This is a genomic window from Olleya sp. HaHaR_3_96, assembly GCF_019278545.1.
GTDB lineage: Bacteria > Bacteroidota > Bacteroidia > Flavobacteriales > Flavobacteriaceae > Olleya.
This window is the reverse complement of record NZ_CP058987.1, coordinates 724,228-750,546: the sequence shown is the minus strand read 5'-3', so window position 1 is coordinate 750,546 and position 26,319 is coordinate 724,228. Positions and strand designations below refer to the sequence as shown.

Below are 26,319 nucleotides of genomic sequence, written 5' to 3'. Positions count from 1 at the left end.
TTTAAAAAGTGTCAAAGTCAGCATAAGTAAAGCACATTTCCTTCAATGGCAATTGGGTCTCCAACAAGTCTACATAACCTATCGCTAGACCTTCTTTTAAGTCGTATTGCCCACTTAATTTAGTTGCAAACACACTGTTTGGACTTAAATGAAAACTCACCCTTAATATACCCATTAAAAAAGCTAAAAATTTAAGTCTTGAAATAACTGATTTAGTTTTTAATTTTTGGTTATATTCTAAATCTGCTATAATCATTGTTTCACCTTTAATTTGATACCAAATATTCAGGCCGAGAAACATAAATTTAAAGTTGTTTTTCTTGTCCTTATAATGATAAAAATCAAAGCTCCTTTTAATTTTTGGATTCCTCAATTCTTGATTCATGAAGGGGTAAATATTTTCACTTTTTGAGTTTGAGAAAAATATATTAACAAATTTTAAATAAAAATTTTGAGACAATCTTTGAATTGAACTAAGTGGAAAAGTAAAAATAAAAAAATCCAATTTTTTGATATTGCTATCATGTCTCCAATTTAATTTTTTAACAAACCCTTGATAAGACGCCTCAACAGGAAAACCAAAAACGAATTCAACACCTTTGTTTTTAGCTAAATCATAGGTCATTGTAGCAAGTGTTACAAACAGCCCCTTTCTTCTATGACTTGGGTGTGTCATAGTATCCCCTGACTGTGCTGCTAAAACCGTTTTACCATCATATTCAAAAACAGTCGGAAAAACTCCATAATATCCCGCAGGTTCATCATTAGATTTAGAATAGGCTAGGTAACCTACAGTGTATAAACCTGATTTTGTGGTGTCATATTTTTTATTTAAGGATTCTAAAGTAGATTCTCTTCCATAAACGGCTTTAATTAAAAACTGAATATCTGCAATAGTATTTGGTGATACTTCTTTATAATAATACTCCATTTAATTAAATGATTTTATTTTATTAAAACTAATTATTAATGATGGGACTAACACAATACAAAAAAATGATATTATATTTAATAATAATAATCCTTTTAACTCATAATGCATTACTCCATAAATTTTCAAAGGAACACTTATAATCAAATATACAAAGAACATATAGATTTGTTTTTTAATAATACTGTTTGCTCCTAAAAAAGATGATAAAACATTATTTATAGAAAACAAAAAATACGATATAGCCATTAACAAGAACATTTCAAAAGAAAAACTATAATCTTCTTTTAACCAAATTTTTAAAATATTATTTCCAAAAAGTATTAAAAAACACACTCCTAAACTAGAAAAAATCATTACAGTTATTAAGGATTTTTTTAATACTTTTTTTATCCATTGATAGTCTTTAGCATGAATAGCATCGCCAAAAGCTGGCCACAACCCTGAAGAGAGCATCATAATAAATACTAAAATCAAATCAAATGGTTTTTTTACTATTTCATAATCAGTTACTAATTCCAAAGAACTGAATCTACCAATTATGAAATTATCAAACGATCTACCTAAATTAAAAAGTAATGACATTAAAAAAAACAAAACACCTGTTTTTAATATAACGTTGAATATTTTTAAATCAATGGAAGAAATAAAATATTTTCTAGTAATGCAATCTCTTATTGTTGGCTTATATTTTGCATAAAAAAAGATGTTAAAAATATTTATTATTATAAATGGAGCATAAAAGGCAATTACAAAATACTCTAATGAGAAAGCTTTTTTAACACCAATATAAACTAATATTATTATAGATAATTTTTGTACAATTTCCCAAATATGGTAAACATGATTATCTAACCAAGCATATTGTATTTTATGAATTATTGAAAATGGAACATTAATAAAAAATAAGATTATTACTAAATAAACTGAATTTTTCATTTGATGAGAAAGGGATTGACTTGATATGTCAAAAAACGTTTCCCAATTGAATAAATAATTAAATAAAAGACTAAAAAAAGCAAGTATAAAGGAACTTATTAATAAAAAAATAACAGTTGTTACAATAAGTTTTTTTTCTATTTCTTTTGTCTTTTTATGTTTTGCTTCAGATAATAAATTCATCAAACTATGCCCCATGCCTAAATCAGCAAACCCCGAAAAATTCACTACAATTATTAACATACTCCATAATGCAAATCCTTCAGTAGTAAAATGTCGCAATAATAAAGGTGTTATTATAATTGTCGATAGAAGACCTAAAACCCTAGCAATAAAAGATGTAGTAAAAGAATATAAGACGGCTTTATTTCTATTTTGATTTAACAGTATTTTGAGTTTTTTAATCATGCTTAGAATATTACAAATCTGTAAAATTAAACCTTAGTTATAGTAGATTTTATATCTATAATCTTTTATCTACTATATCTTGATTTAATGATCCTTTTACATCATATACAATAGCATTTTCAGATTTATACTTACTTAAATCTATTTCTAAAAACTCCGTATGTGCAACAACATGAACGATACCATCATAGGTACCATTTAATTCATCAATTTTTGAAATAGAATATTCTCTATTTATTTCATCGTTATTAGCCCATGGATCATATATATCTACATCCATATTAAAATCCTTTAATGCCTTATAAACGTCAATTGCTTTTGTATTTCTAATGTCAGGACAGTTTTCTTTGAATGTAATTCCTAGCATTAAAACTTTAGCATTTTTTATAGTTATATTATTCTTGACCATCAACTTCAAAACCTCCGTAGCTACATATTCTCCCATACTATCATTTAATCGTCGCCCTGCCAAAATAATTTCCGGGTGATAGCCTACTTCTTGAGCCTTTTGAGCTAGATAAAAAGGATCAACTCCTATACAATGCCCACCAACTAAACCTGGCTTAAAGGGCAAAAAATTCCATTTTGTAGATGCTGCTTCTAAAACTGAATGAGTATCTATATTTAATTTATTGAAAATTTTTGCTAATTCGTTAACAAAAGCGATATTAATATCTCTTTGCGCATTTTCAATTACTTTAGCAGCTTCTGCAACCTTAATAGTTGGCGCTAAATGTGTCCCAGCCGTGATAATTGAAGCATATAACTCATTAACTTTTCTACCTATTTCTAGAGTTGATCCAGAAGTAACTTTTAAAATGTTTGCAACTGTATGATTTTTATCTCCTGGATTAATACGTTCTGGGGAATAGCCACAATAAAAATCAACATTAAATTTCAAACCACTTTCTTTCTCTAATACAGGAACACATTCCTCTTCCGTAACACCCGGATATACTGTTGATTCATATATAACAATATCGTCCTTCTTTAGTAATCTACCAATGGTTTCAGAAGATTTTAATAATGGAGTTAAAATTGGTCTATTGTTTTTATCGACAGGCGTAGGAACTGTTACAATATAAACGTTACAATTTGATATACTATTGGGATCAGAACTTAACTCTAAACCTATTTTTATGTTTTTATTTAAAACAGCTTTAAGATTTTCATCACTAACCTCTAAAGTACTATCATGACCCAAATTTAACGCATCCACTCTGTCTTTATTGATATCCAAACCAATTACTTTATATTTTTTTGCAAATTCTACTGCTAATGGCAAACCTACATACCCTAATCCTATAATTGCAATTTTGTAATTCATACTCCAATAGTTACTTTATATTTAATTTAAATACAATATTAATTGATTAATGTTTAATACCAATAAGGTTTACTTTTTTACAATAAATTTTACTCCTGTTTTTTTGTAAAACCATAACACAGTCTCTGACATCCCTTTACTAAATGAGAATTTTGGCTCGTAATTCAATAATTGAAAAGCTTTAGATATATCTGCTAAAGAATGTTTTACGTCCCCTTGTCTTTCTGGACCGTAAACAATTTTACTTTTAGAGAATACATTATAAACCTCTAAACATTCTTTTATTGATGTTATTAATTTATTTATATTTATTCTTTCGCCATACGCAACATTATACACTTGATGAATTGCCGATGTATTTGCAGTCAATATAGCTTTTATGTTAGCTTGAACAACATTTTCAATATAAGTAAAATCCCTAGAATGTGTTCCATCTCCATTAATAACAACATCTTCACCCTTGAGTATTTTATTTATAAATTTTGGTATCACTGCAGCATAAGCACCATTTGCATCTTGCTTAGGCCCAAAAACATTAAAATATCTTAAGCCTATAGTTTCTAAACCATAGGTTTTATAAAATACATCTGCATATAATTCATTCACATATTTGGTTACAGCATATGGTGATAATGGTTTTCCAATCTTTCCTTCTACTTTAGGTAAAACAACACTATCACCATAGGTACTAGACGATGCAGCATAAACAATTCTTTTTACAGAATCAGATTCTTTTGCTGACACTAATATATTTAAAAACCCATTTATATTAGCATTATTAGTTGAGATAGGATCCTTTATAGATCTAGGTACAGAGCCTAAAGCCGCTTGATGTAGAACATAATCAATACCTTCCATGGCTATTTTACAATCATTAACATCCGTTATATCTCCTTTAATAAAAGTGTAATTGCTTTGTCCCTCAAATGGTTCTAAATTCTCAGAATTTCCAGTAGACAAATTGTCTAAAACCACCACTTTTTTAGCATTATACTTCATTAAATATTCAACAAGGTTTGAACCAATAAACCCAGCTCCACCTGTTACTAAAAAAGAAAGTTTTGATAGATCTACATCATGATATTTTTCTAAGTACATACTAATAAGGTGTTATTAAGGATACGTTATTTTTAAATGATTTTCTAAGCTTTCTTTCCACTCCGGAATGTTCAAATCAAAGGTTGTGATAATTTTAGTTTTATCTAACACACTATATTTTGGACGTCTAGCCTTGGTCACGAATGCATCGGAAGATACTTTATCTAATTTTACATCTGCATTGGTTAAATCAAATATTGATTTTGCAAAACCATACCATGTCGTTTCTCCTAAATTACTAAAATTATAGATACCAAATGCTTCGTTGTTACTATTTATTATTACTAAAATAGCACTCACTAAGTCATTAGCATTAGTTGGTGTGCCTTTTTGATCATTTACTACACTAAGTTCCTCTTTTTCAGATGATAATTTTAGCATTGTTTTCACAAAATTACTTTTAAACTCTGAGTATAACCAAGATGTTCTAATAATGTAATGTTGATCTAAAGCAAATCGAATTTCATCTTCTCCTTTCAATTTAGTAATACCATAAACACCTAAAGGATCTGTTCTATCCATTTCACGATATGGCTTATTGTTACTACCGCTAAACACAAAATCTGTTGAAACATGAATCAACGTTGTTCTATATTTCTCACAAATTGTCGCTAAGTATTTTACTCCTATTACATTTATACTGTAAGCTCTATCATAATCATCTTCAGCCTGATCTACAGCCGTATAAGCGGCACAGTTAATACAATAATCAAAATTAGAATTAGAATTAGAATTAGAATTTAAAAAAAAGGATTCGATTTGATCAATATTTGTTATATCTAAATCTTTACTATCAAAAAAAACAAAATCTAAAGTTTGTTGTAATTTAGATTGCTTTTTTAAACAAGACCCTAATTGCCCTCCGGCACCTGTTACAAGAACTCTTATCATTTAAGCATCTGTTTTATTGTAGGAAGTACTTTATCTTTTTCAGAAATGATAAATTCATTTGAATCAAGTTTCCAATCTATATTTAAGTTTATATCATTATAAATGATTCCATTTTCTGATGCTCTATTATATAAATTATCACATTTATAATTAAACACTGCTGTCTCACTTAAAACGATATAGCCGTGCGCAAAACCTCTTGGTACAAATAATTGTTTTTTGTTTTCAGCGGATAACTCAATTGCAAAGTGTTGTAAAAAGGTTTCTGAATTGCTTCTTAAATCTACAGCCACATCTATTACGAGTCCTTGAGTCACCCTAACCAACTTAGCTTGTGCATGCACGCCTTCTTGAAAATGAAGTCCACGTAAAGCCCCTTTTTTAGAAAAAGCTTCATTATCTTGAATAAAATCGACTGCCTTACCTATAAGTGATTCAAATTTCTCTTTATTATAACTTTCAAAAAAATAACCTCTGTCATCCCCAAATATAGTGGGTTCTAAAATATAACAATCCTTAAGACTTGTTTCTATTGCTTGCATATTTATTCCTGATTTACTAAACTAATTAAATGTTCCCCATAACCACTTTTTAATAAAGGCGTTGCTAACTTAATTAATTGTTCTTTGGATATAAAACCACTACTGTAAGCTGCTTCTTCAATGGCTCCTATCTTTAACCCTTGACGCTCTTCTATCACCTGAACAAATTGAGACGCTTGCATTAAGGAGTTAAATGTACCCGTATCTAACCAAGCGGTACCCTTGTCCAAAATAGAAACCTGAAGTTTGCCCTGTCTTAAGTATTCTTTATTAATATCAGTTATTTCTAATTCGCCTCTATGACTTGGTTTTATATTTTTAGCTATTTTGATGACACTATTATCATAAAAATAAATCCCAGGCACTGCATAATTAGATTTTGGCTTTGAAGGTTTCTCTTCTATAGTTAAAGCCTTCCCATCTTGATTAAAATTTACGACTCCGTAACGTTCTGGATCTGTAACATGATACGCATAGACAATACCTCCATCTGGATCATTATTCGCTTTTAAAAGCTCTGCTAACCCTGTTCCATAAAATATATTATCTCCTAAAATCAATGCTACTTTATGGTTTCCTATAAAATCAGCTCCAATTATAAAAGCTTCAGCTAAACCATTAGGCTCATCCTGAACAGCATACTGAAAATCACAGCCTAATTGACTCCCATCTCCTAGTAATTGTTTAAACAAAGGTAAATGATCAGGAGTAGAAATGATTAGTATTTCTCTAATACCAGCATTCATTAATGTGGACAAAGGATAATAAATCATTGGTTTATCATAAATAGGCATCAGTTGCTTGCTTAACACTTTTGTTAAGGGGTGCAATCTAGTACCTGATCCGCCAGCGAGTATGATACCTTTCATTATTTATTATATTTTTTTAAGTACCAATTTATCGTTTTTCGTATGCCTGATTCAAAATTTTCATCAGCCTTCCAACCTAATTCCTTTTCTATTTTAGTAGCGTCAATAGCATATCTAAAATCATGTCCCGGTCTGTCTTTAACAAATGTAATTTGCTCTTTGTAAGACTTTTTTGACGGTTTTAATTCATCTAGAATTGAACAAATCGCATCTACGATATAGAGGTTATTACGTTCGTTTCTACCACCTATATTATACGTTTCTCCTGATTTACCTAATTTATAAGCCAGATCAATCCCTTTACAATGATCTAAAACATATAACCAATCTCTGATATTATTTCCATCACCGTAAATAGGAATTTGTTCTCCATTAATAGCTTTTCTAATAATAGTTGGAATTAATTTTTCATTATGTTGTTTTGGTCCATAATTATTGGAACAATTAGTGGTCACTACATTCATTCCATACGTATGGTAATAACTCCTTACAACAAAGTCAGATGCTGCTTTAGAAGCACTATACGGGCTGTTGGGTGCATAATGCGTGTCTTCTTTAAATAGTCCAGTTTCACCTAACGTCCCATAAACTTCATCTGTCGAAATATGATGGAATCGATTATTTTCTTTTCCCTTTATATATTGAAAAGGTGCAGACATCCAATGCGTCTTAGCAACATCAATAAGATTAAATGTACCTGTAATATTAGTATTTATAAAAGCCCCAGGATTAGTTATTGAATTATCAACATGAGACTCCGCAGCAAAATGGATCACCCCATCAAAGTGATATTTTTCAAACAATTTCTCAATTAATTTTCTATCACAAATATCCCCTTTAATAAAAGTATAATTTGGATTATCAGCAATTTCTTCTAAATTAGACAACTCTCCAGCATATGTTAAGTTATCTAAATTGACTAGTTGCTCATTAGGAGAATTTTCCAAAAAATAAGGCACAAAATTAGATCCTATAAATCCAGCGCCTCCCGTCACAAGTATTGTTTCACCCCTCACCATTATTTTAACTATTTTAGTATTGATTTTGTCTTTTCAAAAAACGATTTAAATTAATGATCATGATCACTATAAATATTAAAGTAAAAGCTGCAATTGGTAAAGTATATTTTTTATAATCTGTCCATTCTGAGATGTTATATCCAGAACGTGGAAAATCAGAAACCACATCAATAATGTTTTGATTTAAAACAAATTCGTTTTCTAATCCCGTTTTTTCAATAGCTAACTCATACAACAATGTTGTAATTTTCGATTCATCCACCAATAACTGATTAGACTGGGCGTTACCCATATACAAATTAGTCCCATTACCACTTGTATTACTAACGGACTTATCAGACTCTTTTTTACGAATTGCTAAATAACTATTTTTTAAAGAATCTAAAACGTTTATTTGGTTACTGATATCCTTAATTCTTCCTTTAATATTGACTAAATTAATCTGTTTTAAAGAATCTAAATAAGGGTTTTGTCTTAAAAATGTAATAAAATTAGTCTTTAAGCTATTATATACATTTTTATCTGTAGCTAACACCCCTATTTTATGACTTTTAAAATTATACTTACTAAGGTCATCTACATACGCTTTATATGTCGATTGTGCTAATGCCACAGAGTCTAAACCTTCTTTATACTCAAGATACATTTGCATCTGGATATTTTGATCAATATCGGGTTCAATAAAGAAACCTTTAATGTGACTTGCATCCTTTTCGCTGATTTTTAATTGTCTAGCAATCTCTTTGCTATCCTTATCAATTGCCGCGAGTTGACTTAAATTTCGTATATTTTCATAGACCTGCCTAGTAGAGTTAAAATTGGTATTAATATACATATTTGCACCATACTTCTTCTCTGTCTTTTTATCTAAAACGTATCCCAAGACAAAACTCAACACTAGTCCTATAGCGTACCATTTTGCAGACTTAAACAAATGCTGTAAAATAGCTATTATAAGTTTATAAATAATTTTTGCAATACTTTCAAAAAAGGAATATACTTTACCAAAAGCATTCCCTATTAGATTAAAAAAAACTAATAAATCGACTTCTTCCGTTTTATTATTGTCTTTATTATTATTTGGTAATTCTTGACTCATGTTTATTCTAATTATTGATTAAATATTTGTTGTAATATTTTTCTAGTTATTAAGTAGGTTGGTTTTACACCTGACGTCCCTAGACCTCCGGAGGCTAATGTCCCTCCTGTCTCAAGTGGATTATCACTGGCGTAATACGCATATCTGACCTTTACATCGGGCCTTATACTTCCTCTAACTTTAGACGCTGCTTGTATTGCTTTTTGATAGTGTGCACCTTCCATCTCTAACCCAATAACATTCCAAGTAGAATTATAAAAGAATTTTAAAATGTCTTTATTTTGAAGTGACGTTCCTAAAACAGAAATCATTGCCCCTTCATAAACAGCTACGCCTTGCCCTTCTAAATCAGTTTTGCTTAATTCATTTTTAAAAGGATAGTTATCTGCTGTTCCTTCAAAAATATGTGCAGAAGGAATCATAATATCCCCTTTACCACCTTCTAAGATACCTGCCTTACCCATTATTGAGATAGACTCTACATTTAGGTGTGTTTTACTCTCGCCCTCACTAAAAGGCTTTAAAAACTCGTCTATCGTTTCGTAAGCTTGTTCTCCAAATGCATAATCCATTACAAACAAAACGGGCGCTTCCTTGTCATTATCTTGCTTTGGTAGATTTAAATCCGTTTTAGACAAATCTATTTTAGATGTATCAAAGATTTGAACATCAATATTAGTTCCAGAAGTATCTTTAATAAAGATCATTCCTTGTTGTTCTGCTTTTATAGTAACCTTATTACGCAATGCTTTATTATCACTTTGACTTAATGCCTCGTAAACTTTAAAAATTTCCGTTTTAGCTGTTTCTGCCTTTAACGCTATTGGCGCGTACAAGGTGTTCATCACACTATGTAAATTGGCACTAATTATGTGAATTGGTCTTTCTAAAAGATCTTCATTTTTTAAAGTTTCTTTAATGGTATTAGACCACATTTCGCCATGAATATGATGTCCTAAACGCTCTCTTAATACAGGACTAAAAGTTACAGTGCGCTTATTATTACTAACCACTTCTTCAATCGCTAATTTACCTAACCAATAAACAATATGTAATAACCGTTCTGGTTTACTTGGTAATGCAAATACGTTATAAACGGTCGACAATTCTTTAAACGTACGACCTAATATATTTGCAGTATGTGTAATTGCTATTTCACGTTCCTTTTGCGTTAGCTTTTTCTTGGTTAAAACTGCCGCTTCTAATTTTTGCCAATCTCTAGTGGTTGCTCCATTTTCGTCAATAAGCACACGCTTACTAATTTTGTGAGACTCAACAAATAAAAAGGTTAAATGCGTTAATATATCGTAAATTTCAGAACGCCCTCTAGTAATCTCAATGTTCATTTGCTCGTCATCAATACGATAGCAATTACGTCTACGTTTTGGTGGAATTATTGGCTCAAAATGAGAATCTTTATATCCTTCATCACTTGTTAAGTTAATAAAACGACACTCTTCAATACCATGAGGTAATCTGTCTATTACATAAAGTAAGCCCTCTAATTCTGCTTTTTCGTCTGCTATGGATCCGTAAATCTCAGGCCTTAACACTAATAATGCCTCACGAAGTGTCTCTCCCGAAACACCCATTGGCTTATAAAATCCTCTATTAAATAAATGACGCATAGTTATATACATGCGCTCTATTGCATTTGAGCTTTCTTGCGCTCTCGTTCTTTCATGTTTCTTAATCATACTACTCATTCTAGTCTCTTTAATTGACAAATATATAATTATTTAGCTACAATATGAGCTTTTAAAGCCTCCGCTATTTTTCGGTCATTAGCTAACCGAGGTATTTTGTTTTGACCTCCTAATTTCCCTATTGATTTCATATAACTTTGAAATCCATTTTTTTCAACTCTCGTAATTTTTAAAGGTTGTAAAACTTTTCCTGTTAACAAATCTAAATAATAACTATTCTGTTTCTGTAGAGATTCATCTATTTTTTTCGCTAAAGCGGAAATATCTTGAGGTTCGTTTTCAAATTCGATAAACCATTCATGATAGGGTAATCCTGATTCAGGGCTAATTTGTGGAGCGACAGTAAACTCATTAATTCTGACTTCAGAATCTTCCGTAGCATCCTTCATAGCTTGCTCCACCTCTTTCCCTATAACATGCTCTCCAAATGCAGAAATAAAATGCTTGATACGTCCAGACACAATAACTCTGTAGGGTTTAGTATCTGTAAACATAACTGTGTCCCCTAGATTATACCCCCAAAGTCCAGCATTAGTGGAAATAATCATAACATAATTTACACCAACCTCAACATCTTTAATCATAATTCGTTTAGGATTATCATCAAAAAACTCGTCCGCCTTTACAAACTCGTAAAACATTCCAGAATCTAATTGTAACAACATCCCTTTGGTATCTTGCTTATCTTGAAAAGCAAAAAAACCTTCACTTGCTGGATACAACTCTATACTATCTACTTTTCGACCAATTAAATTCTCGAATTTAGCTCTGTAAGGTTCATAATTTACACCTCCAAAAATAAATAAATTGAAATTTTTAAAAATATCCCCTACCTTTTTTCCTGTCTTTTGTTGCAATTTTTCAAAATACATTTGCACCCAAGATGGGATACCAGAAATTATAGACATGTCCTCGTTTACGGTCTCTTCTACAATGGCATCCACTTTGGTTTCCCAATCTTCAATACAGTTAGTTTCCCAAGAAGGCATTCTATTTTTTTGAAGATACTTTGGTACAAAGTGAGCTACAATACCAGACAAACGCCCTAATTGAACCCCGTTTTGCTCTTTTAAAACCGGGCTTCCTTGCAGGAAAATCATTTTACCATCTACAAATTTTGCGTTTCCAGTCTCATGAATATATAGCAATATTGCATTTTTTGCAGCATTAACATGATTAGGCATACTCTCTTTGGTTAACGGAATATATTTTGCACCAGAAGTGGTCCCTGACGTTTTTGCAAAATACAATGGCTTCCCTTTCCAAAGAATATTTTCTTCTCCAGCAACTACACGGTCAACATAAGGTTTTAACGCTTCATAATCTCTAATTGGAACTCGTTTTACAAAATCATGATAGTTATTAATACTAACAAAATCATGATCAACACCAAAAGCAGTCCCTGTCGCCTCGCTTATTAAATGTTTAAAAACGTTGTCTTGTATTTCTATTGGGTTATTGGCCCATTTCTGGGTTTTATTATATACGCGTTTGGCAAACGGTTTTGCTAAAGCTGATTTTAGTGAAAACATTATTTAAAATCTATAAAATTAGTTGGGTTTACTGAATAGCCATCGCTCCATAACTCAAAATGTAAATGTGGCCCTGTCGTTAATTCTCCTGTATTTCCTGAAGCAGCAATAACCTCTCCTGCCTTGACTAAATCCCCTTGGCTTTTATTTAATGAAGCATTATGCTTGTACACCGAGATCAATCCATAACTATGTTCTAAAATGATAACAAAGCCTGTCTGTGCTGTCCATTCTGCAAAAATCACTGTACCATCTGCTGTTGCTTTTATTGGCGTCTCATCTGCTAAAACAATATCCACAGCATAATGTCTTGTTTTACTATTGTAACTTTCGCTAATAGTACCATTTGCTGGTGGAAATAAAACAAAACTAGCTCTAGACTTTGCTGTTTCAAATAAATTGTACTTATCCTCTTTATCTACTTTTTGGCGTAATAACGAATCTTCCCGTATTGGATTTAAATCGACTTGACTAGCTTCCAGTTTTGCTGCTTGAATAATAGAATCTTTATTAAATTGAACAGTACTGACTTCGCCTTTTAATACTTGCTTAATTGAAGTGAAATATTTGTCGTTTAAATCAATGACGCGCTGTAAAGAATCCGTTTTAAAATTTAATTGGACCGCTTTCTTTTTAAGTGATGTAGAAGAATAGCCTGGAATATATTCTTTTAATGGCGTAAATGCAATCAAAACAGTAGTGAACATTACTAATAGTATTGCAAATATTGTCCCTAGAACAAACACATTAAGGCGGGTTAAATTAAGAGATAATCGCTCTTCAAAAGTATCGTCATTTAAAATAACCAAACGATACCTGTGCAGTAACTTCTTCTTAATTTTTTTAGATTTTTTTTCGGGTGTTTCCATATTAAAAACAAAAGTAAATAAAAAATTGTGCTCACAAGTTTAGGTTAAGCTAAAGTTAGTCTTTTAACGCTATTATTAAAGTTTAATTATTAACTTTGTGGTCTAAATTTTAAGTTATGATTTCAGCAAGTATATTTTTAGGAATGGTTGGACCTTGGCAGATCGCAATAGTAGTGGTTTTAGTCTTATTATTATTTGGAGGAAAGAAAATCCCTGAATTAATGCGCGGACTAGGTAGTGGTATTAAAGAGTTTAAAGACGCTAGTAAAGAAGAAGAAAACGAAGATAAAAAGTAATTATTTTACTTCACGATATAAAAAAACCAATGCAGTGCATTGGTTTTTTTATGCTTGTAATTTTCTTATTATTTATTAATGCTTAAAGACTTAATAATCGACTCTAACTCTAAAACATAGTCACGTTTACCTACTGATGGTGCAAACGTAAACCCTTCTAAAACGATGTAACGGTTATTTATTTTATCCTCTACCATATAATTTAAAAATGGTCCAGCGTTAAAAGTCCCTTTAATGTCCCAAGTGCTTCTTACTTCATAAGTTGGCTTATTATCTATAGTCGTGTTATATAAAAACGGTGTATATGCCTCTTCAGTCTTCATATAAGAACCATCAATTGGCCCTGGTACATATTTGTGCCCCACACTGTCTCTAATCCTAATTACCTGCTGTATAATGTCTCCTTCCTTATCTATAGCACTTAACGGAATTTGATACACCATAAAATTATTAGTCCCAGTCGTTAAGTTTTTTCTAACCCAAAAGAAAGTACTATCTTCTGTTGCTATTCTATACACCGATGGAAACTTAAGTTTTAAACCTAAGACCTTTTCTATATTATTATTAACATGAGGTGATTTATTAGTTAAGCTTTGACGTGCCTCTATCTCCTGATTTTTAAAGGTTTCTAACATCTTATCTTTATTAGCTTCTATAAGCTCAATAATTTGATTGTTATTTTTTCCTTTTACAATTATAAGTTTCTGAGGTCTAGCAAATGCATCTGTGGCTATTTTAAACTCAGACTCTTCACCCTTTTCTATTTTTAAAACAATCCTGTTCTGCGCTGCAAAACCAGAAAACACTTGTGGAGGCATTTGATTAATATCAAACATTGGTTCATCTTGAGGCAAGCCCGGCACTGAGGTCGTTAAAACCTCTCTTACCACATCACCAACTCTGCCTTTCCAAAGCTCGTTATCGACAACAACATTTACATTGTATAAATTTCCTGACGATTTAGGAATCAAACGTTGATTACCGTTTGATCCTTCTTTACACGATAAAACTGTGCCCAACAATAAAAATAATACAGCGATTTTTTTCATTTTAATATAAAATTTAAGAAAATAATTATCCTCTAGAAACGATTAATTTCATTCCTGGTTTCAATCTAGTACCACTAATATCGTTCCAATCTCTAATATTTTGAACAGAAACTCCGGTAAACTTTTGAGAAATACTCCAAAGACTATCACCTTGTTGCACTGTATAGCGCTTTCCATTAACTGGTTTGGTACTTTTTCTTTTTGAAGCCGAGGCCTTTGATCGGCTTACTGGCACCCCATTTCTAGGATAAATAGTTAATCGTTGTCCAATTTTTAGGTTATTACTACGTAAGCCATTCCATTGTTTAATTTGACTAACCCTAACACCAAATTTTCTAGCAATCTTACCTAGGTAATCGCCCTGTTGCACTCTATACCTTGTTTTAGTCTCCGAATCTTGGAACTGAGGTAATGGTTTTTCACGTTTATCAAGTTCGGCTTTAGCCTGAGCATATAATTGGTCTTCGTTGTTAACAAAAGCCCCCATAATACTTCTAGGTAAGCGTAAGGTGTAATTTTTACCTTCAATAAAAGGAATAACATCTAATTTGTACGCTGGGTTTAAAAACTGAAGTGTCTCAACCTCCACACCTGTATACTCTGACACCTGATCTAGAGTAATCATTTGCTTCACATGGATGGTATCCGTTTCTATCAAATGAAACTCTGGTCTGTGCTGCACAAATCCATGCTCCTTAGCATATTCAAAAATGTACATTGTTGCTAAAAATGCAGGAACATAACCTGCTGTTTCACGTGGCAAATTTGGTCTAATATTCCAATAATTCTGATAACCTCCAGAGCGTCTAATAGCCTTACTTACGTTACCAGGTCCTGAGTTATAAGCGGCTAACGCTAAATCCCAATCCCCAAATAATTTATACAGTTTAGATAAGTATTGTGATGCCGCAATGGTTGCCTTTATAGGGTCGCTACGTTCATCCACATAACTACTAACATCTAAGCCGTATTCTTTTCCTGTGGCGAACATAAATTGCCATAAACCCGTTGCCCCAACTCTAGAGCGTGCCCGTGGTTTTAAAGCCGACTCTACTATCGCTAGATATTTCATTTCTAACGGAATATCATAGTTATCTAACTCACGTTCAAACATAGGAAAGTAGTAATTACTTAGCCCCATTAAACGTTCAAAAGAATTATGACGGTTTTTTAAAAAAGACTTAATTACACTTTCTAAACCAGGGTTATATTCTACATCAAAAGGTGTTCTAGCATTTAACCGCTGGAGCCTTGCTTTTAAAGTGTCTGTTGTTAACTCTGGATAGTCCACTGCATGGTATTTTAATCCGGAAACATCTCTATAAATGGTGTCATACAGCGTGTTACTATATAACTCTTCCATCCACTTTTTATCTATATCGGCAGCAAACTCATGGTCCTTTAAGACCTTCGGAAGCTCGACTAAATCAATAGGTTTAACCGTCTTTTTAAAATAGGCTTGACCATCGATTATAGTATCGATCACATAATCTTGTCCTTGTTCTAATTGATCCTGCCTTAATCTAGTTTGTTGAATCGTATCCTGGGCTAAACCAAAACTTAATCCAAAAATCATTGACAAGACAGTAGTATATATTTTAACTTGATGCATTTACTTGTTATTTATTGACAAAACGTTTAAATGTCAACTATTATTCTAAAATAGCTGCAATACCTGGAAGTGTTTTTCCTTCTAAGCTTTCTAACATTGCCCCACCACCTGTACTTACGTAGCTAACTTTATGTTCAAATCCAAACTGTTTTACAGCAGCAACAGAGTCACCTCCACCAACTAAAGAAAACGCCCCATTTTTAGTTGCTTCTGCAATAGCGTCTCCTAAAGCGATTGTTCCTTTTGCAAAGGTCTCCATTTCAAAAACACCTAAAGGTCCATTCCAAAGTATCGTTTTACATTGTAGCACTACGTCGTGGAACATTTGAATAGATTTTGGACCGGCATCCAAACCTTGCCATCCCTCTGGTATTTTAGTCACATCCATAACTTGCGTTTCTGCGTCGTTACTAAATGCATTTGCCGCTAGTACATCCACTGGAAGGTGTATTTGTACGTTTTTAGCTTTTGCTTGCTTTAAAATATCTAATGCTAATTCCATTTTCTCATCTTCACAAATAGAATCTCCAACACTTCCGCCTTGTGCCTTAATAAAAGTAAACGTCATACCACCACCAATAATTAAGTGATCTACTTTGTCTAAAATATTTTCAATTATAGTAATTTTAGAAGATACTTTAGCACCACCAAGTACTGCTAAAACTGGTTTTTCACCTGTTTTCATTACTTTATCAATACTTTTAATTTCTTTTTCTAATAAATAACCGAAGCATTTCTTTTCTGGAAAAAACTGTGCAATTACAGTTGTAGAAGCGTGTGCTCTGTGTGCCGTTCCAAATGCATCATTAACGTATATATCTCCAAGTTTGGCCAATTTTTCCGCGAAAGCGACATCTCCTTTAGTTTCTTCCTCATGAAAACGTAGGTTTTCTAAAATCAAGATTTTACCTGGTTCTAGGTTTGCTGCAGCCTTCTCTGCCTCTTCACCAACACAATCAGATACAAACTCCGTTTCTACACCAATAATATCTTCTACTTTGTTAGCTATATGTCTTAAAGAAAACTGATCTTGCACGCCTTTAGGTCTTCCTAAATGAGACATTAAAATACAGCTTCCTCCATCTTCCAAAATCTTTATAATTGTTGGTTTTGCAGCTTCTATTCTAGTCGCATCTGTAACTTTAAAATCCCCATCTAAAGGGACATTAAAATCTACACGAATTAAAGCTTTTTTATTTTTAAAATTAAAATCGTTAAGTGTCTTCATCTGTTTTAGTATGTGTTTAGTCTAGGTTTGCTTTTAAAACCCAAGTATCTCTATATCTGTAATTTGTTTTTAATTCTTCTGTTAACTCAAATGCCTCTTCAGCGGTATCGCTTCTAAGTAAATAAATATAGTTCCAATTATTTTTTGGATTTACAAAAGCGTTAGCATCCAATCCATTTTCAATTAATTTAGTAGTCCACTTATCTGCTCTAAGAGACTCCGAAAAAACGCCACTTATAACATAATATCCTCCCTCAATACCCGCTATAGCAGTTGACTTCTTATTCTTTAAATACTTAAAGGCCTTAGAGTTTAAGCTTCTTTTGGTATACTTATAAGCTTTACGTTTTTCTTTTGTATTATAACTTGGATCTGATTCTGGCTGTGCTCTAACTATCTCTGGAGACACATATGCTGTCACACTTGCATTTGGATTATTGTCCTGAATGATATCATCAAAATAAGTTTGTTCTATTTCCGTCTGAAAAGCTGTAAAATACAGGTAAAATCTATCTGCTTCTGTTTTTAGACGTAATGTGGTCTCACTTGTACTATTATTAATTATAGTATTGTTATAATTTGGGATATCTAATTTAGCAATATCAAAACCAAATGTGTTTTCACTATTTGGTAATCTATCTCTATTTTTAATGCTATTATTTGTAATAGAACTATTGAAAAAATTTTGTTGAAAACGTGCTCCATTACTCAACGATTGAAAACTTCCATCACGTTGTTTAATGATTGAAAACTCGTCTCCTCTCAAATCTGAATCTCCTTCTAAAACAGAAACGACAACCGACGTTTTTACATCTCCTTTTTCTACAGACTTAAAGTTTTCAAAGGTAATATCTAAAGGTTCTTCTTTATTAACCAAAGCAAACCCATGATATGTAGATATGTATTTTGGATTATCTGTTGGCGATTGGTACACGACGTACATCATCCAACCTCCAGCACTACCGCCTGACAAATAGCCTTGAGTTGCTTTAATATTAGCCACCGTATAGGCACCAGATTTAACTTCTGCTTCTTTTAAAAGTTTAGTCACATCTGCATAACAAACATAAGGTGAATTTATAAGATGAGTTGGGCTACCTAAACCATCATAAATAACGTCTCCAGTAATATCCTGATACTCTTGGTTTGGTAGACTAAATTTAATCTGATTAACTATTTTAGATCTTGCACCACTACCCTTATACACATAATTCCCTTTTTGTTGTTTACGCGATCCTTTTTCATAAACATATGTTGCTGACCAATATAATCCCGCATACACTATTTTTTTGAAATCTGAAGGTAATTTTAATGCTGCTTGGCTAGAACTAAAAGTCGTGGGATCCCTGTCAATATCGACATAACGCATTTTTGTGTCATCATTATTAACTTGTAAAACATTAAAAGCTTTCTTATCATCCTTACTTAAAATATTATTACCAATAACAACAGCGTCTCCAAAAATATAAAACTCGTTTTTAGATTTAAAACGAACACCATCAGGCGTTGTAGCATCTGTAGTTTCAATTTCTTGTGCATTAACAAGACTTAAACCTATTACAAAAAATAGTAACCTAAATATACTTTTCATTTTAAAAATTAAAACTATTAATATTTTTCAAATATATACAAATACAACGATACTATATATTTTACGCCTAAAATCAATCTGTAATAAAAATAGTTTTTAATTCCCAAGACTACTATATTTGCCCCATGCTTTTTAGTGATATTTTAGGATTAAATCATATTAAAAAACACTTAACTATAAGTGCAGACAATGGTCGTATACCACATGCTCAACTATTTGTTGGTCCTGAAGGTTCGGGTACATTGCCCATGGCTATTGCCTACGCACAATACGTTTTGTGTAAAAATACCAGTGGAGAAAACGCCGGAGAGAATGCCGTTTGTAACACTAAATTCAATAATTTTTCTCATCCAGACTTGCATTTTGCTTTTCCAGTTACAACCACAGATAAGGTCAAAAAGCACCCTGTATCTTCTGCTTTTTTAGAAGAATGGAGGCAGTTGTTAAAAGAACAACCGTACGGTAACTTATTTGATTGGTACAAACTTCTAGGCGTAGATAACAAACAGGGCCAAATTGGTGTTGACGAAGCTTTAGACATTGTTAAAGCCTTAAGCTTAAAATCTTACGAAGGTGGTTATAAAATCATGCTGATTTGGATGGCAGAAAAAATGAATACGCAAGCAGCAAACAAATTGCTGAAGCTTATTGAAGAACCACCAAATAACACCGTTTTTATCTTAATTGCGGAAGATGAAGAGCAAATAATTAATACTATTAGATCGCGTTGTCAAATTATACATTTTCCACCATTGGCAGAAAATGATATTAAAGCTGGGATCACAAAACAGTTTAAACTTGATGACGCTACAGCAACAAAAATTGCGCATCAAGCCAATGGGAATTATAATAAAGCTTGCGATTTAGTCTTTCACGACACAGAAGACGATCAGTTCGAGCAGTGGTTTATATTCTGGATTCGCGCCGCTTTTAAAGCCAAAGGAAACAAAGCAGCTATCCACGATTTAATTGGTTGGAGTGAGGATATTGCTAAAACAGGACGAGAAACACAGAAACAATTTCTAAATTTTTGTTTAGACTTTTTCAGACAAGCCATGTTACTTAATTATGGCGCAGAAGAACTCGTCTATTTTGAAACAAAAAGTAAAGGTTTTGACCTTTCTAAATTTGCTCCTTTTGTTCATAATAACAACATCATGGATATTTCTAACGAATTAAATGATGCCATTTACCATATTGAACGAAACGGGAATTCGAAAATTATTCTAACTGATTTAAGTATAAAGCTAACACGATTGCTTCACGCGAAACAGGATTAAAATGTCTACAAAAAAAGCGTTTTTTGTCATTATTAATCCCGTATCAGGTAATGGAAAAGGCAAAAAAATTTGGAAAAATATACACCCTAAATTACATCAAAACTACACTATTGAATTTGGATTTACCACTCATATCAATCATGAAATTAAGCTAACTAAAACGGCCTTAAAAAAAGGATTTAAGCACTTTATAATTATTGGTGGCGATGGCACCTTAAACAAATTTATTACAGGTGTTTTTAGTCAAAATTTGGTAGACTCCAAAGACGTTACATTCGGCGTTATAGCCATAGGCACTGGAAATGATTGGATAAAAACTCATAACATTCCTAAACACCCAACCAAGGCATTACAGACCATAATTAACGGAAAAACAGACACTCAAGATGTTGGCTGCCTCACGTATTTAAAACCCGATTTACCCAACACCTATTTTATAAATCTCTGCGGTATTGGTTTTGATGGATTGGTTGTTAACATCGTTAACAATAATAGAACATTTGGCAAATTCACCTATATATTTGGCGCTTTAAAAGCCTTATTCCTTTTTAAACTATTTAAGACTACAGTAACACTAGATTTAAAACCCAAATCATACGACTCTTGCTTCATGATTCAGTTAGGTATTTGTAAATATACCGGTTCTGGTATGCAACTTACAAAACAACCAAATCCAAAAGATGGCCTATTTGATATATCTATAGCTACTGGTTTTACTAAGTGGGATATTGTAAAAAATATAATTAGTCTTTTTAATGGTAATATTGTATTTCATAAAAAAATAGAAACCTATAAAACTAACCATTTACAACTTAGCTTTAACCAACAAGCACCTAAAAGTCAGGCCGATGGTGAGCAAATAGAAACAAAGGACATGAATGTCTCCATGCACCCAAAAGCGATTCGTTTTTATTGTTAAGCTGTCATTTATAATTTAATACCTTTGAATAAAAAATTACGACTATGGACAATCTTTTAAACAACATTACCCAAATAATATTATTAGCGTTTTTAGCCATCACTTTTTTACAGTCAGGATTGGATAAAGCATTAGATTGGAACGGTAATATTTCATGGTTAAAAGCTCATTTTTCAAAAACATTTATGGCTAATATGGTGCCTTTAAATGTTGCTATTATTTTTGTACTAGAAACTATTGCCGGAGTATTAGCGATCATTGGAATTTATACTATTATAGTAGACAATACTACCGTCTTTGGATACTATTCGTCTATTTTAAGCGCGATTGTGTTACTTTTATTATTATTTGGGCAACGCGTAGCTAAAGATTATGATGGTGCAAGGACCATTGTTATATACTTTATACCAACCATTATTGCGTTGTACTTACTAAAGTAGTCTAATACATAATCATATTTACTTTAAACACCCAACTCTCTTTAAAAACAGGGTATAAAACAAGCTCTTTATGTTGACTATAAACCTCATAAAAATTTTCCGAGTGAAACAGATAAACGTAAAACAACTCTTGCTCGTCATCAATTAAAATAGAGCTTTAATAACCGCTGTATTTGAGATCTTGTTGCCATGCCATTGCATTTCTAGCTTTATAAAAAAAATTATTAATCACATAATATCCTTTTATAGCACCTTCAATTTGGGCTGTATTTTTTTTCCAAAACCTATTTAAAAGCTTGCGTTTAGATAACGTTGTCCTCTAACTTTAAAGCTTTAAAATATGTATTGGAACTAGTATAAAACTCCCCTTCAGACACGCTTTCTGTCTTTAACATTGGTACCTATTTAATTTCTAAATAAAAATTAACGCTCTCTTTATCAGTTTTTTGAGTCTTAATTCGCAATTTATTTAAAACTACTGAACCCGAAATAGAATCCTCTTTAACGACCGGTTTTATGGGCTTACTAGCCAGTGTAGATATAACTCTACAATTTCCATTTCCGAGTACTAGTAGGCATCACTTTTAACTGCTGATTAAACACTGTTTCGGGTATAACTGTTTTCTTATTATCGCCTTTTATGGATGCATATATAGCAATAGGAGGTTTCCCGGGTTCAGAAGTATCAACCACAGCATTTTCAGGTAATCTACCAACTATTTCCTTAAAAAACGAGGTGCCAATTGTTGACTTAAATGCAGTAAAAAACAAGAAAATCGGTCTTGTTTTGTATTGAATATAAGGTCTACTTTTTAAGTCCCATTAGTTATTATAGCCGCTTTATTATTCGGCACTTTTACTGAAGCTGCATCAAATCTTAACGTATTTCTACTACTAGGAAACTGGCTAATGACGCTTTTATGAGATGTTGAAATTTGACTATTAAAAAAATTATTATGTGCTCTATTTTCACTCTTGAGTGTCCAAACTTTTTGGAGTTTAGAGTTAACAATTACACACTGGTCAACAGTTAACCCGGAGTCTCCTTCCAATGCAACCAACGTTAAATCCGTACTAGCCTTTCGCATCTCTGGAGTTTTAAACCCTTTTAAACTAATACTAACGGAAGCGCTCCCAACATGTGTAAAACCGTTAACGATTGTTATGTATTTAGGAGACTTAGTATCCGTTTCGTACATAACATCCAACCTCGTGCACTACTACCAAACACAAATCCTTCTGTAGCATTAATATTAGCAATAGTATACACAACATTTAAAGACTTAACGCCTCTTAAATAATCCGTTACATCTGCATAACTTACGTATGGAGAATTTAAAGTAAACGCAGGCGAATTAGCACCATCAAACAGGGTTTTCCCAATACTATTTTGACAACTATCACCAGGCAACTTAAGCTTAATTTTACTAATAATACTTCAATTTCTTTGCCGATGTCCCTGAACATAATACTGAGTATTTCCCTCTCTTCTTGTGCCTTTTATATAACTATAAATCGCTGACAAATATAACTCTGCATAAGCTATTTTCTTATAATTTTTAGGTAATTGAAAAGTCGCAAAACTAGATGAAAATGTTTTATTATCATCGTCGATATCAACATATACCTTGCCGATATCATCATTAGTTAACACAGTATCATTATACGGTTTTTAGGCGTCTTTACTTAGTATATTGTTTCCAATAGCCATAGCCTCACCATAAATATAAAACGCTTTTTGCATCTTAAAAGAAATAGCTTCTTGAGCATCACAAAAGGAAAAAGTAGAAAAGACAAAAACACAAGGCCATAGTAAGCTTTTCATAAAACAAATTGAACATAATTAAAAGCGTACTCAATATAAATATTAAAACTAAATACGTTGACATTTAAACTATTATAACACAAAAAAAGCGATTAACTCTCGTTAATCGCCTTTCCTTAAACTATTATATTAAATTTCTATTTCTTATAAGAAGCATTTAAACCTTCAATTATAGTGGTAGAAATATCATTCTCTTTCTTACCAAATAAAACAGAAGGACTAGCATCACTTGTACCTAATATATAATCATAACCATTGTTTTTACCATAGTCATTTACATAAGTTTTTACCTTAGAAATTAAAGAATCCATATCTTTTTGAAAAGGTTCTGAAATCTGCTGTTGCTCCGCCTGAAGTCTTTGTTGTAACATTTGTTGCTTTTGACCTAACTCGTCATACTTAGCTTGAGCTTTTTGAGCTGGCATACTTTGTGCTTCCATTTGAAATTTTTGCGCTTCCATTTGAAAATCTTTTCCTAAACTATCTCTTCTAGCATTAAACTTATCTAAAGTCTTTTTGTAACTCTCTTCTAAATCTAATTTTTCTTGAATCTTGTTTATTACTTCTCCATTATCAATAAAAGCAATTTTTTGTTTTTGACAAGAAGTAAAAACCGACACAACTAATAGTAAACCAAATATTTTTTTCATTTTTTATTTTTTATGAATTTGAGCAAATGTAAATAATTAACTAAACTGAATTAATCTTTTTTAAAGATTTTATGCTAAATAAGTAATTCTTATGGAAAATTATACAGATTATAAGCAAACCCTATCAAAAACGACCTCAAATAAAGCCTTTTAAGCGTGTTTTAGAAAAACTTAATATGATTACACATTATATAGACTTATCATTTAACTACATTTCTTAAATCTATTTTTAGCTATTTTTTAGCACATAAATCAATGAAGAATACTCTCCTGAAGCCTTTGCTTTACGATTTGAAACAAATCCAACCCTAAATGCTCTAAAAATAGTCAGGCCTCCCGATTTATACTTTTCAGATAAAAGACTCACATAATACGAATCAAAAACCATAGGTATCGTTTTTTTAACCGACATACTAATACTATAAAACAGATTTGAAATTGATTTTTGATCAAAATGCCATAAATGTCTTGGTACATCATACGCTGCCCAATACTCTTTATAATACTCTGCGTCGTAACTTTTATAGTTAGGAACAGCAATTAATAACACCCCATTTGGCTTAAGTAACGACTTAAGAACAGCTATCTTTTCTTCTAAATCTGGAACATGTTCTAGCACATGCCACAAGGTAATCACATCAAAACTCTTTTTTTCAAACGTATTTAGGTGCTTTGATTCAAAAACAGAACCATTAGTTTTACTATTTGCTATACCTCTAGCCGCCTCATTTGGTTCAATTCCCGAAACATTCCAACCATTACTTTGAACAGCTTTAAGGAAATCACCGGTCCCAGATCCAAAATCTAATAGCGTTTTACCTTTTAATTCGAACGAATTAATCAAGTTTAGTTTACGCTTTAAAGACACCTTTCGGATAGCGTGATACACCTTTTCAAACAAGTTTCTTCTAGAATCTGTATGAGAAATATAGTCTTCCGTTTGATAATATTCACCCAATTTACCCAATGGCGGTTTAGGGATTGTCTTCAAATAGCCATACTTTTTATGTTCTAACAAATGAAATTCTTCACCAGAAACAGAGTGATCCTTTACTTTAAACAACACTTTTTTACCATTTTCACTTACCACAATCAATACTATTTTAGATAGCTTACCCAAAAAAGGCAGCTTATTTATACTTTTTTTTATTTTAATAACGACTCATTGTTCCACGAGGAACATTAAAACCCCAAATAAACAACTCTATTTTCACATACACCCACTTATTAATAGTATTAACTAACCTAAAAAAACATCTTAATTTCAATTTAAGCTAAGGATTTATGGCATGTAAACTAATAAAAAGACGCTTATAAGACTACTTACACCTCAATAAAACCTTTAAATATGTCTTTACAACACTACTAAGTGCAAGATTATCCTATCACAACAGCGCGCCATCCAGCAACAGGCTTTGCTTTTAATTCTTTACACACCTCTGTATTTACCCTATAATATTAAAAAAAGCAACTACATGAAGACACAAACCAGTAGATAAACACAATCTTTATAGAACTTCAAACAGCTAAAAAAACCTTCTGGAAGCCAAAAATAATCTCAAAAAATCTTTTTACCCATTCTTTACACATTAAATAACACACCATTGTTCCACGAGGAACACAAAAAAACCACAAATAAACAACTCTCTTTTCACATACAACCACCTACTATTAGTATACATTACCCTAAAAAAAACATCTTAATTTGAATTTAAACTTAAGACTTCCGTCATATAAACCAATCAAAAAAGACGTTTATAAGACGACTTACGGCTAACTAAACCCTATAAATATGTCATTACAAAACTACTTAGTGAACGATTACCCCATGATAAAAGAACCCAATACGCCAATAATCTTAACTTTTAATTTATAATACACCTCTGTATTTATACTCTAATACTAAAAAAAGCATCTAAATAAAGACACAAATAACACGATAAACACACTCTTTAAAGAACTTTAAACAGTTAAACAAGCCTTCTATAAGCAGAAAAAACTCAAAAAAAAACGTTCTTACCACTCCTTTACACACTAAATAAAAGCAAATTGTTCCACGAGGAACACTAATATATGAATAATAACCAGCGTTATATCACATGTTATCCTAAACTATTTACACTCTAATCAACAGAAAAAATATATAAAAACTAAATAAATGAAACCAAAAAAACACTTAACACAAGCATTTAAAACTAC

The 26,319-nt window shown here is 31.8% G+C and carries 25 protein-coding genes; 4 read left to right on the top strand and 21 right to left on the bottom strand.

Annotated elements, in window-relative coordinates; genetic code table 11:
- Nucleotide 1 precedes the first annotated feature (1 nt).
- The 12 genes from H0I26_RS03210 to H0I26_RS03155 all read right to left on the bottom strand — a co-directional run bounded on the left by H0I26_RS03210 (nucleotide 2) and on the right by H0I26_RS03155 (nucleotide 13,230).
- The gene (locus H0I26_RS03210) at nucleotides 2-931 is read right to left on the bottom strand and encodes a GNAT family N-acetyltransferase (RefSeq protein WP_218700984.1); all 930 of its coding nucleotides are present in this window, start codon (nucleotides 929-931) and stop codon (nucleotides 2-4) included.
- Entirely contained in the window at nucleotides 932-2,278 is a 1,347-nt protein-coding gene (locus tag H0I26_RS03205; RefSeq protein WP_218700983.1) for a lipopolysaccharide biosynthesis protein, read from the bottom strand.
- Between the two features lie 55 nt (nucleotides 2,279-2,333).
- Nucleotides 2,334-3,605, bottom strand: a complete 1,272-nt coding sequence (locus H0I26_RS03200; protein ID WP_218700982.1) for a nucleotide sugar dehydrogenase — start codon at nucleotides 3,603-3,605, stop codon at nucleotides 2,334-2,336.
- Between the two features lie 69 nt (nucleotides 3,606-3,674).
- Nucleotides 3,675-4,703 (bottom strand): SDR family oxidoreductase, encoded by a 1,029-nt coding sequence (locus tag H0I26_RS03195; RefSeq protein WP_218700981.1) that lies wholly within the window; start codon nucleotides 4,701-4,703, stop codon nucleotides 3,675-3,677.
- Nucleotides 4,704-4,718: 15 nt separating this feature from the next.
- Complete coding sequence (gene rfbD, locus H0I26_RS03190) at nucleotides 4,719-5,594, bottom strand: dTDP-4-dehydrorhamnose reductase (RefSeq protein WP_218700980.1); 876 nt, start codon at nucleotides 5,592-5,594, stop codon at nucleotides 4,719-4,721.
- On the bottom strand, nucleotides 5,591-6,136 hold the full coding sequence (gene rfbC / locus H0I26_RS03185) for a dTDP-4-dehydrorhamnose 3,5-epimerase (RefSeq protein ID WP_218700979.1): 546 nt from the start codon (nucleotides 6,134-6,136) through the stop codon (nucleotides 5,591-5,593). Before rfbC ends, rfbD begins: the two co-directional genes overlap by 4 nt.
- A gap of 2 nt (nucleotides 6,137-6,138) precedes the next feature.
- Nucleotides 6,139-7,005 carry a glucose-1-phosphate thymidylyltransferase RfbA gene (gene rfbA, locus H0I26_RS03180; protein ID WP_218700978.1) on the bottom strand — a complete coding sequence of 289 codons (867 nt, stop codon included), beginning with the start codon at nucleotides 7,003-7,005 and terminating at the stop codon, nucleotides 6,139-6,141.
- Nucleotides 7,005-8,024, bottom strand: coding sequence for a dTDP-glucose 4,6-dehydratase (gene rfbB, locus H0I26_RS03175; protein WP_218700977.1), 1,020 nt, complete (start codon nucleotides 8,022-8,024; stop codon nucleotides 7,005-7,007). The genes rfbA and rfbB overlap by 1 nt, the downstream gene beginning before the upstream one ends.
- 13 nt (nucleotides 8,025-8,037) lie before the next feature.
- Nucleotides 8,038-9,123 (bottom strand): hypothetical protein, encoded by a 1,086-nt coding sequence (locus H0I26_RS03170; RefSeq protein WP_218700976.1) that lies wholly within the window; start codon nucleotides 9,121-9,123, stop codon nucleotides 8,038-8,040.
- An 11-nt stretch (nucleotides 9,124-9,134) separates the two neighbouring features.
- Nucleotides 9,135-10,829 carry a DUF6909 family protein gene (locus H0I26_RS03165; protein WP_218700975.1) on the bottom strand — a complete coding sequence of 565 codons (1,695 nt, stop codon included), beginning with the start codon at nucleotides 10,827-10,829 and terminating at the stop codon, nucleotides 9,135-9,137.
- Between the two features lie 29 nt (nucleotides 10,830-10,858).
- Nucleotides 10,859-12,361, bottom strand: a complete 1,503-nt coding sequence (locus H0I26_RS03160; protein WP_218700974.1) for a GH3 auxin-responsive promoter family protein — start codon at nucleotides 12,359-12,361, stop codon at nucleotides 10,859-10,861.
- A complete protein-coding gene (locus H0I26_RS03155) occupies nucleotides 12,361-13,230 on the bottom strand; it encodes a M23 family metallopeptidase (RefSeq protein WP_218700973.1) in 870 nt (289 codons plus the stop codon). The genes H0I26_RS03160 and H0I26_RS03155 overlap by 1 nt, the downstream gene beginning before the upstream one ends.
- Before the next feature lie 116 nt (nucleotides 13,231-13,346).
- On the opposite strand from H0I26_RS03155, the gene tatA reads away from it, so the two are divergent.
- Entirely contained in the window at nucleotides 13,347-13,526 is a 180-nt protein-coding gene (gene tatA, locus H0I26_RS03150) for a twin-arginine translocase TatA/TatE family subunit (RefSeq protein WP_101015795.1), read from the top strand.
- 68 nt (nucleotides 13,527-13,594) lie between these two features.
- Here tatA and H0I26_RS03145 read toward each other — a convergent pair whose 3' ends face one another.
- Genes H0I26_RS03145 through H0I26_RS03130 form a run of 4 tightly spaced genes read right to left on the bottom strand, consistent with a single transcriptional unit; the run spans nucleotide 13,595 to nucleotide 19,006 of the window.
- Nucleotides 13,595-14,575, bottom strand: a complete 981-nt coding sequence (locus H0I26_RS03145; protein WP_218700972.1) for a DUF4837 family protein — start codon at nucleotides 14,573-14,575, stop codon at nucleotides 13,595-13,597.
- A 25-nt stretch (nucleotides 14,576-14,600) separates the two neighbouring features.
- Entirely contained in the window at nucleotides 14,601-16,187 is a 1,587-nt protein-coding gene (locus H0I26_RS03140) for a lytic transglycosylase domain-containing protein (RefSeq protein ID WP_218700971.1), read from the bottom strand.
- A gap of 40 nt (nucleotides 16,188-16,227) precedes the next feature.
- Entirely contained in the window at nucleotides 16,228-17,415 is a 1,188-nt protein-coding gene (locus H0I26_RS03135; RefSeq protein ID WP_218700970.1) for a phosphoglycerate kinase, read from the bottom strand.
- Nucleotides 17,416-17,431: 16 nt separating this feature from the next.
- Entirely contained in the window at nucleotides 17,432-19,006 is a 1,575-nt protein-coding gene (locus tag H0I26_RS03130) for a hypothetical protein (protein ID WP_218700969.1), read from the bottom strand.
- Nucleotides 19,007-19,131: 125 nt separating this feature from the next.
- Between H0I26_RS03130 and H0I26_RS03125 the strand changes: the two genes are divergently transcribed.
- From H0I26_RS03125 to H0I26_RS03115, 3 genes are read left to right on the top strand one after another with little or no spacing between them, the layout of a single operon-like run.
- Nucleotides 19,132-20,286: an ATP-binding protein gene (locus H0I26_RS03125; RefSeq protein ID WP_218700968.1), complete on the top strand. Its 1,155-nt coding sequence runs from the start codon at nucleotides 19,132-19,134 to the stop codon at nucleotides 20,284-20,286.
- 1 nt (nucleotide 20,287) lies between these two features.
- Nucleotides 20,288-21,205, top strand: a complete 918-nt coding sequence (locus tag H0I26_RS03120) for a diacylglycerol/lipid kinase family protein (RefSeq protein ID WP_218700967.1) — start codon at nucleotides 20,288-20,290, stop codon at nucleotides 21,203-21,205.
- A 44-nt stretch (nucleotides 21,206-21,249) separates the two neighbouring features.
- Nucleotides 21,250-21,645, top strand: a complete 396-nt coding sequence (locus H0I26_RS03115) for a DoxX family protein (RefSeq protein WP_218700966.1) — start codon at nucleotides 21,250-21,252, stop codon at nucleotides 21,643-21,645.
- A gap of 812 nt (nucleotides 21,646-22,457) precedes the next feature.
- Here H0I26_RS03115 and H0I26_RS03110 read toward each other — a convergent pair.
- From H0I26_RS03110 to H0I26_RS03090, 5 genes are all read right to left on the bottom strand, one after another.
- The gene (locus H0I26_RS03110) at nucleotides 22,458-22,733 is read right to left on the bottom strand and encodes a hypothetical protein (protein WP_218700965.1); all 276 of its coding nucleotides are present in this window, start codon (nucleotides 22,731-22,733) and stop codon (nucleotides 22,458-22,460) included.
- 74 nt (nucleotides 22,734-22,807) lie between these two features.
- Nucleotides 22,808-23,056, bottom strand: a complete 249-nt coding sequence (locus H0I26_RS03105; protein ID WP_218700964.1) for a hypothetical protein — start codon at nucleotides 23,054-23,056, stop codon at nucleotides 22,808-22,810.
- A 261-nt stretch (nucleotides 23,057-23,317) separates the two neighbouring features.
- Nucleotides 23,318-23,470 (bottom strand): hypothetical protein, encoded by a 153-nt coding sequence (locus tag H0I26_RS03100; RefSeq protein WP_218700963.1) that lies wholly within the window; start codon nucleotides 23,468-23,470, stop codon nucleotides 23,318-23,320.
- Between the two features lie 137 nt (nucleotides 23,471-23,607).
- Nucleotides 23,608-24,120, bottom strand: a complete 513-nt coding sequence (locus H0I26_RS03095) for an OmpH family outer membrane protein (protein WP_101015783.1) — start codon at nucleotides 24,118-24,120, stop codon at nucleotides 23,608-23,610.
- A 229-nt stretch (nucleotides 24,121-24,349) separates the two neighbouring features.
- Nucleotides 24,350-25,240, bottom strand: a complete 891-nt coding sequence (locus H0I26_RS03090; RefSeq protein WP_411268237.1) for a class I SAM-dependent methyltransferase — start codon at nucleotides 25,238-25,240, stop codon at nucleotides 24,350-24,352.
- Nucleotides 25,241-26,319 lie beyond the last annotated feature (1,079 nt).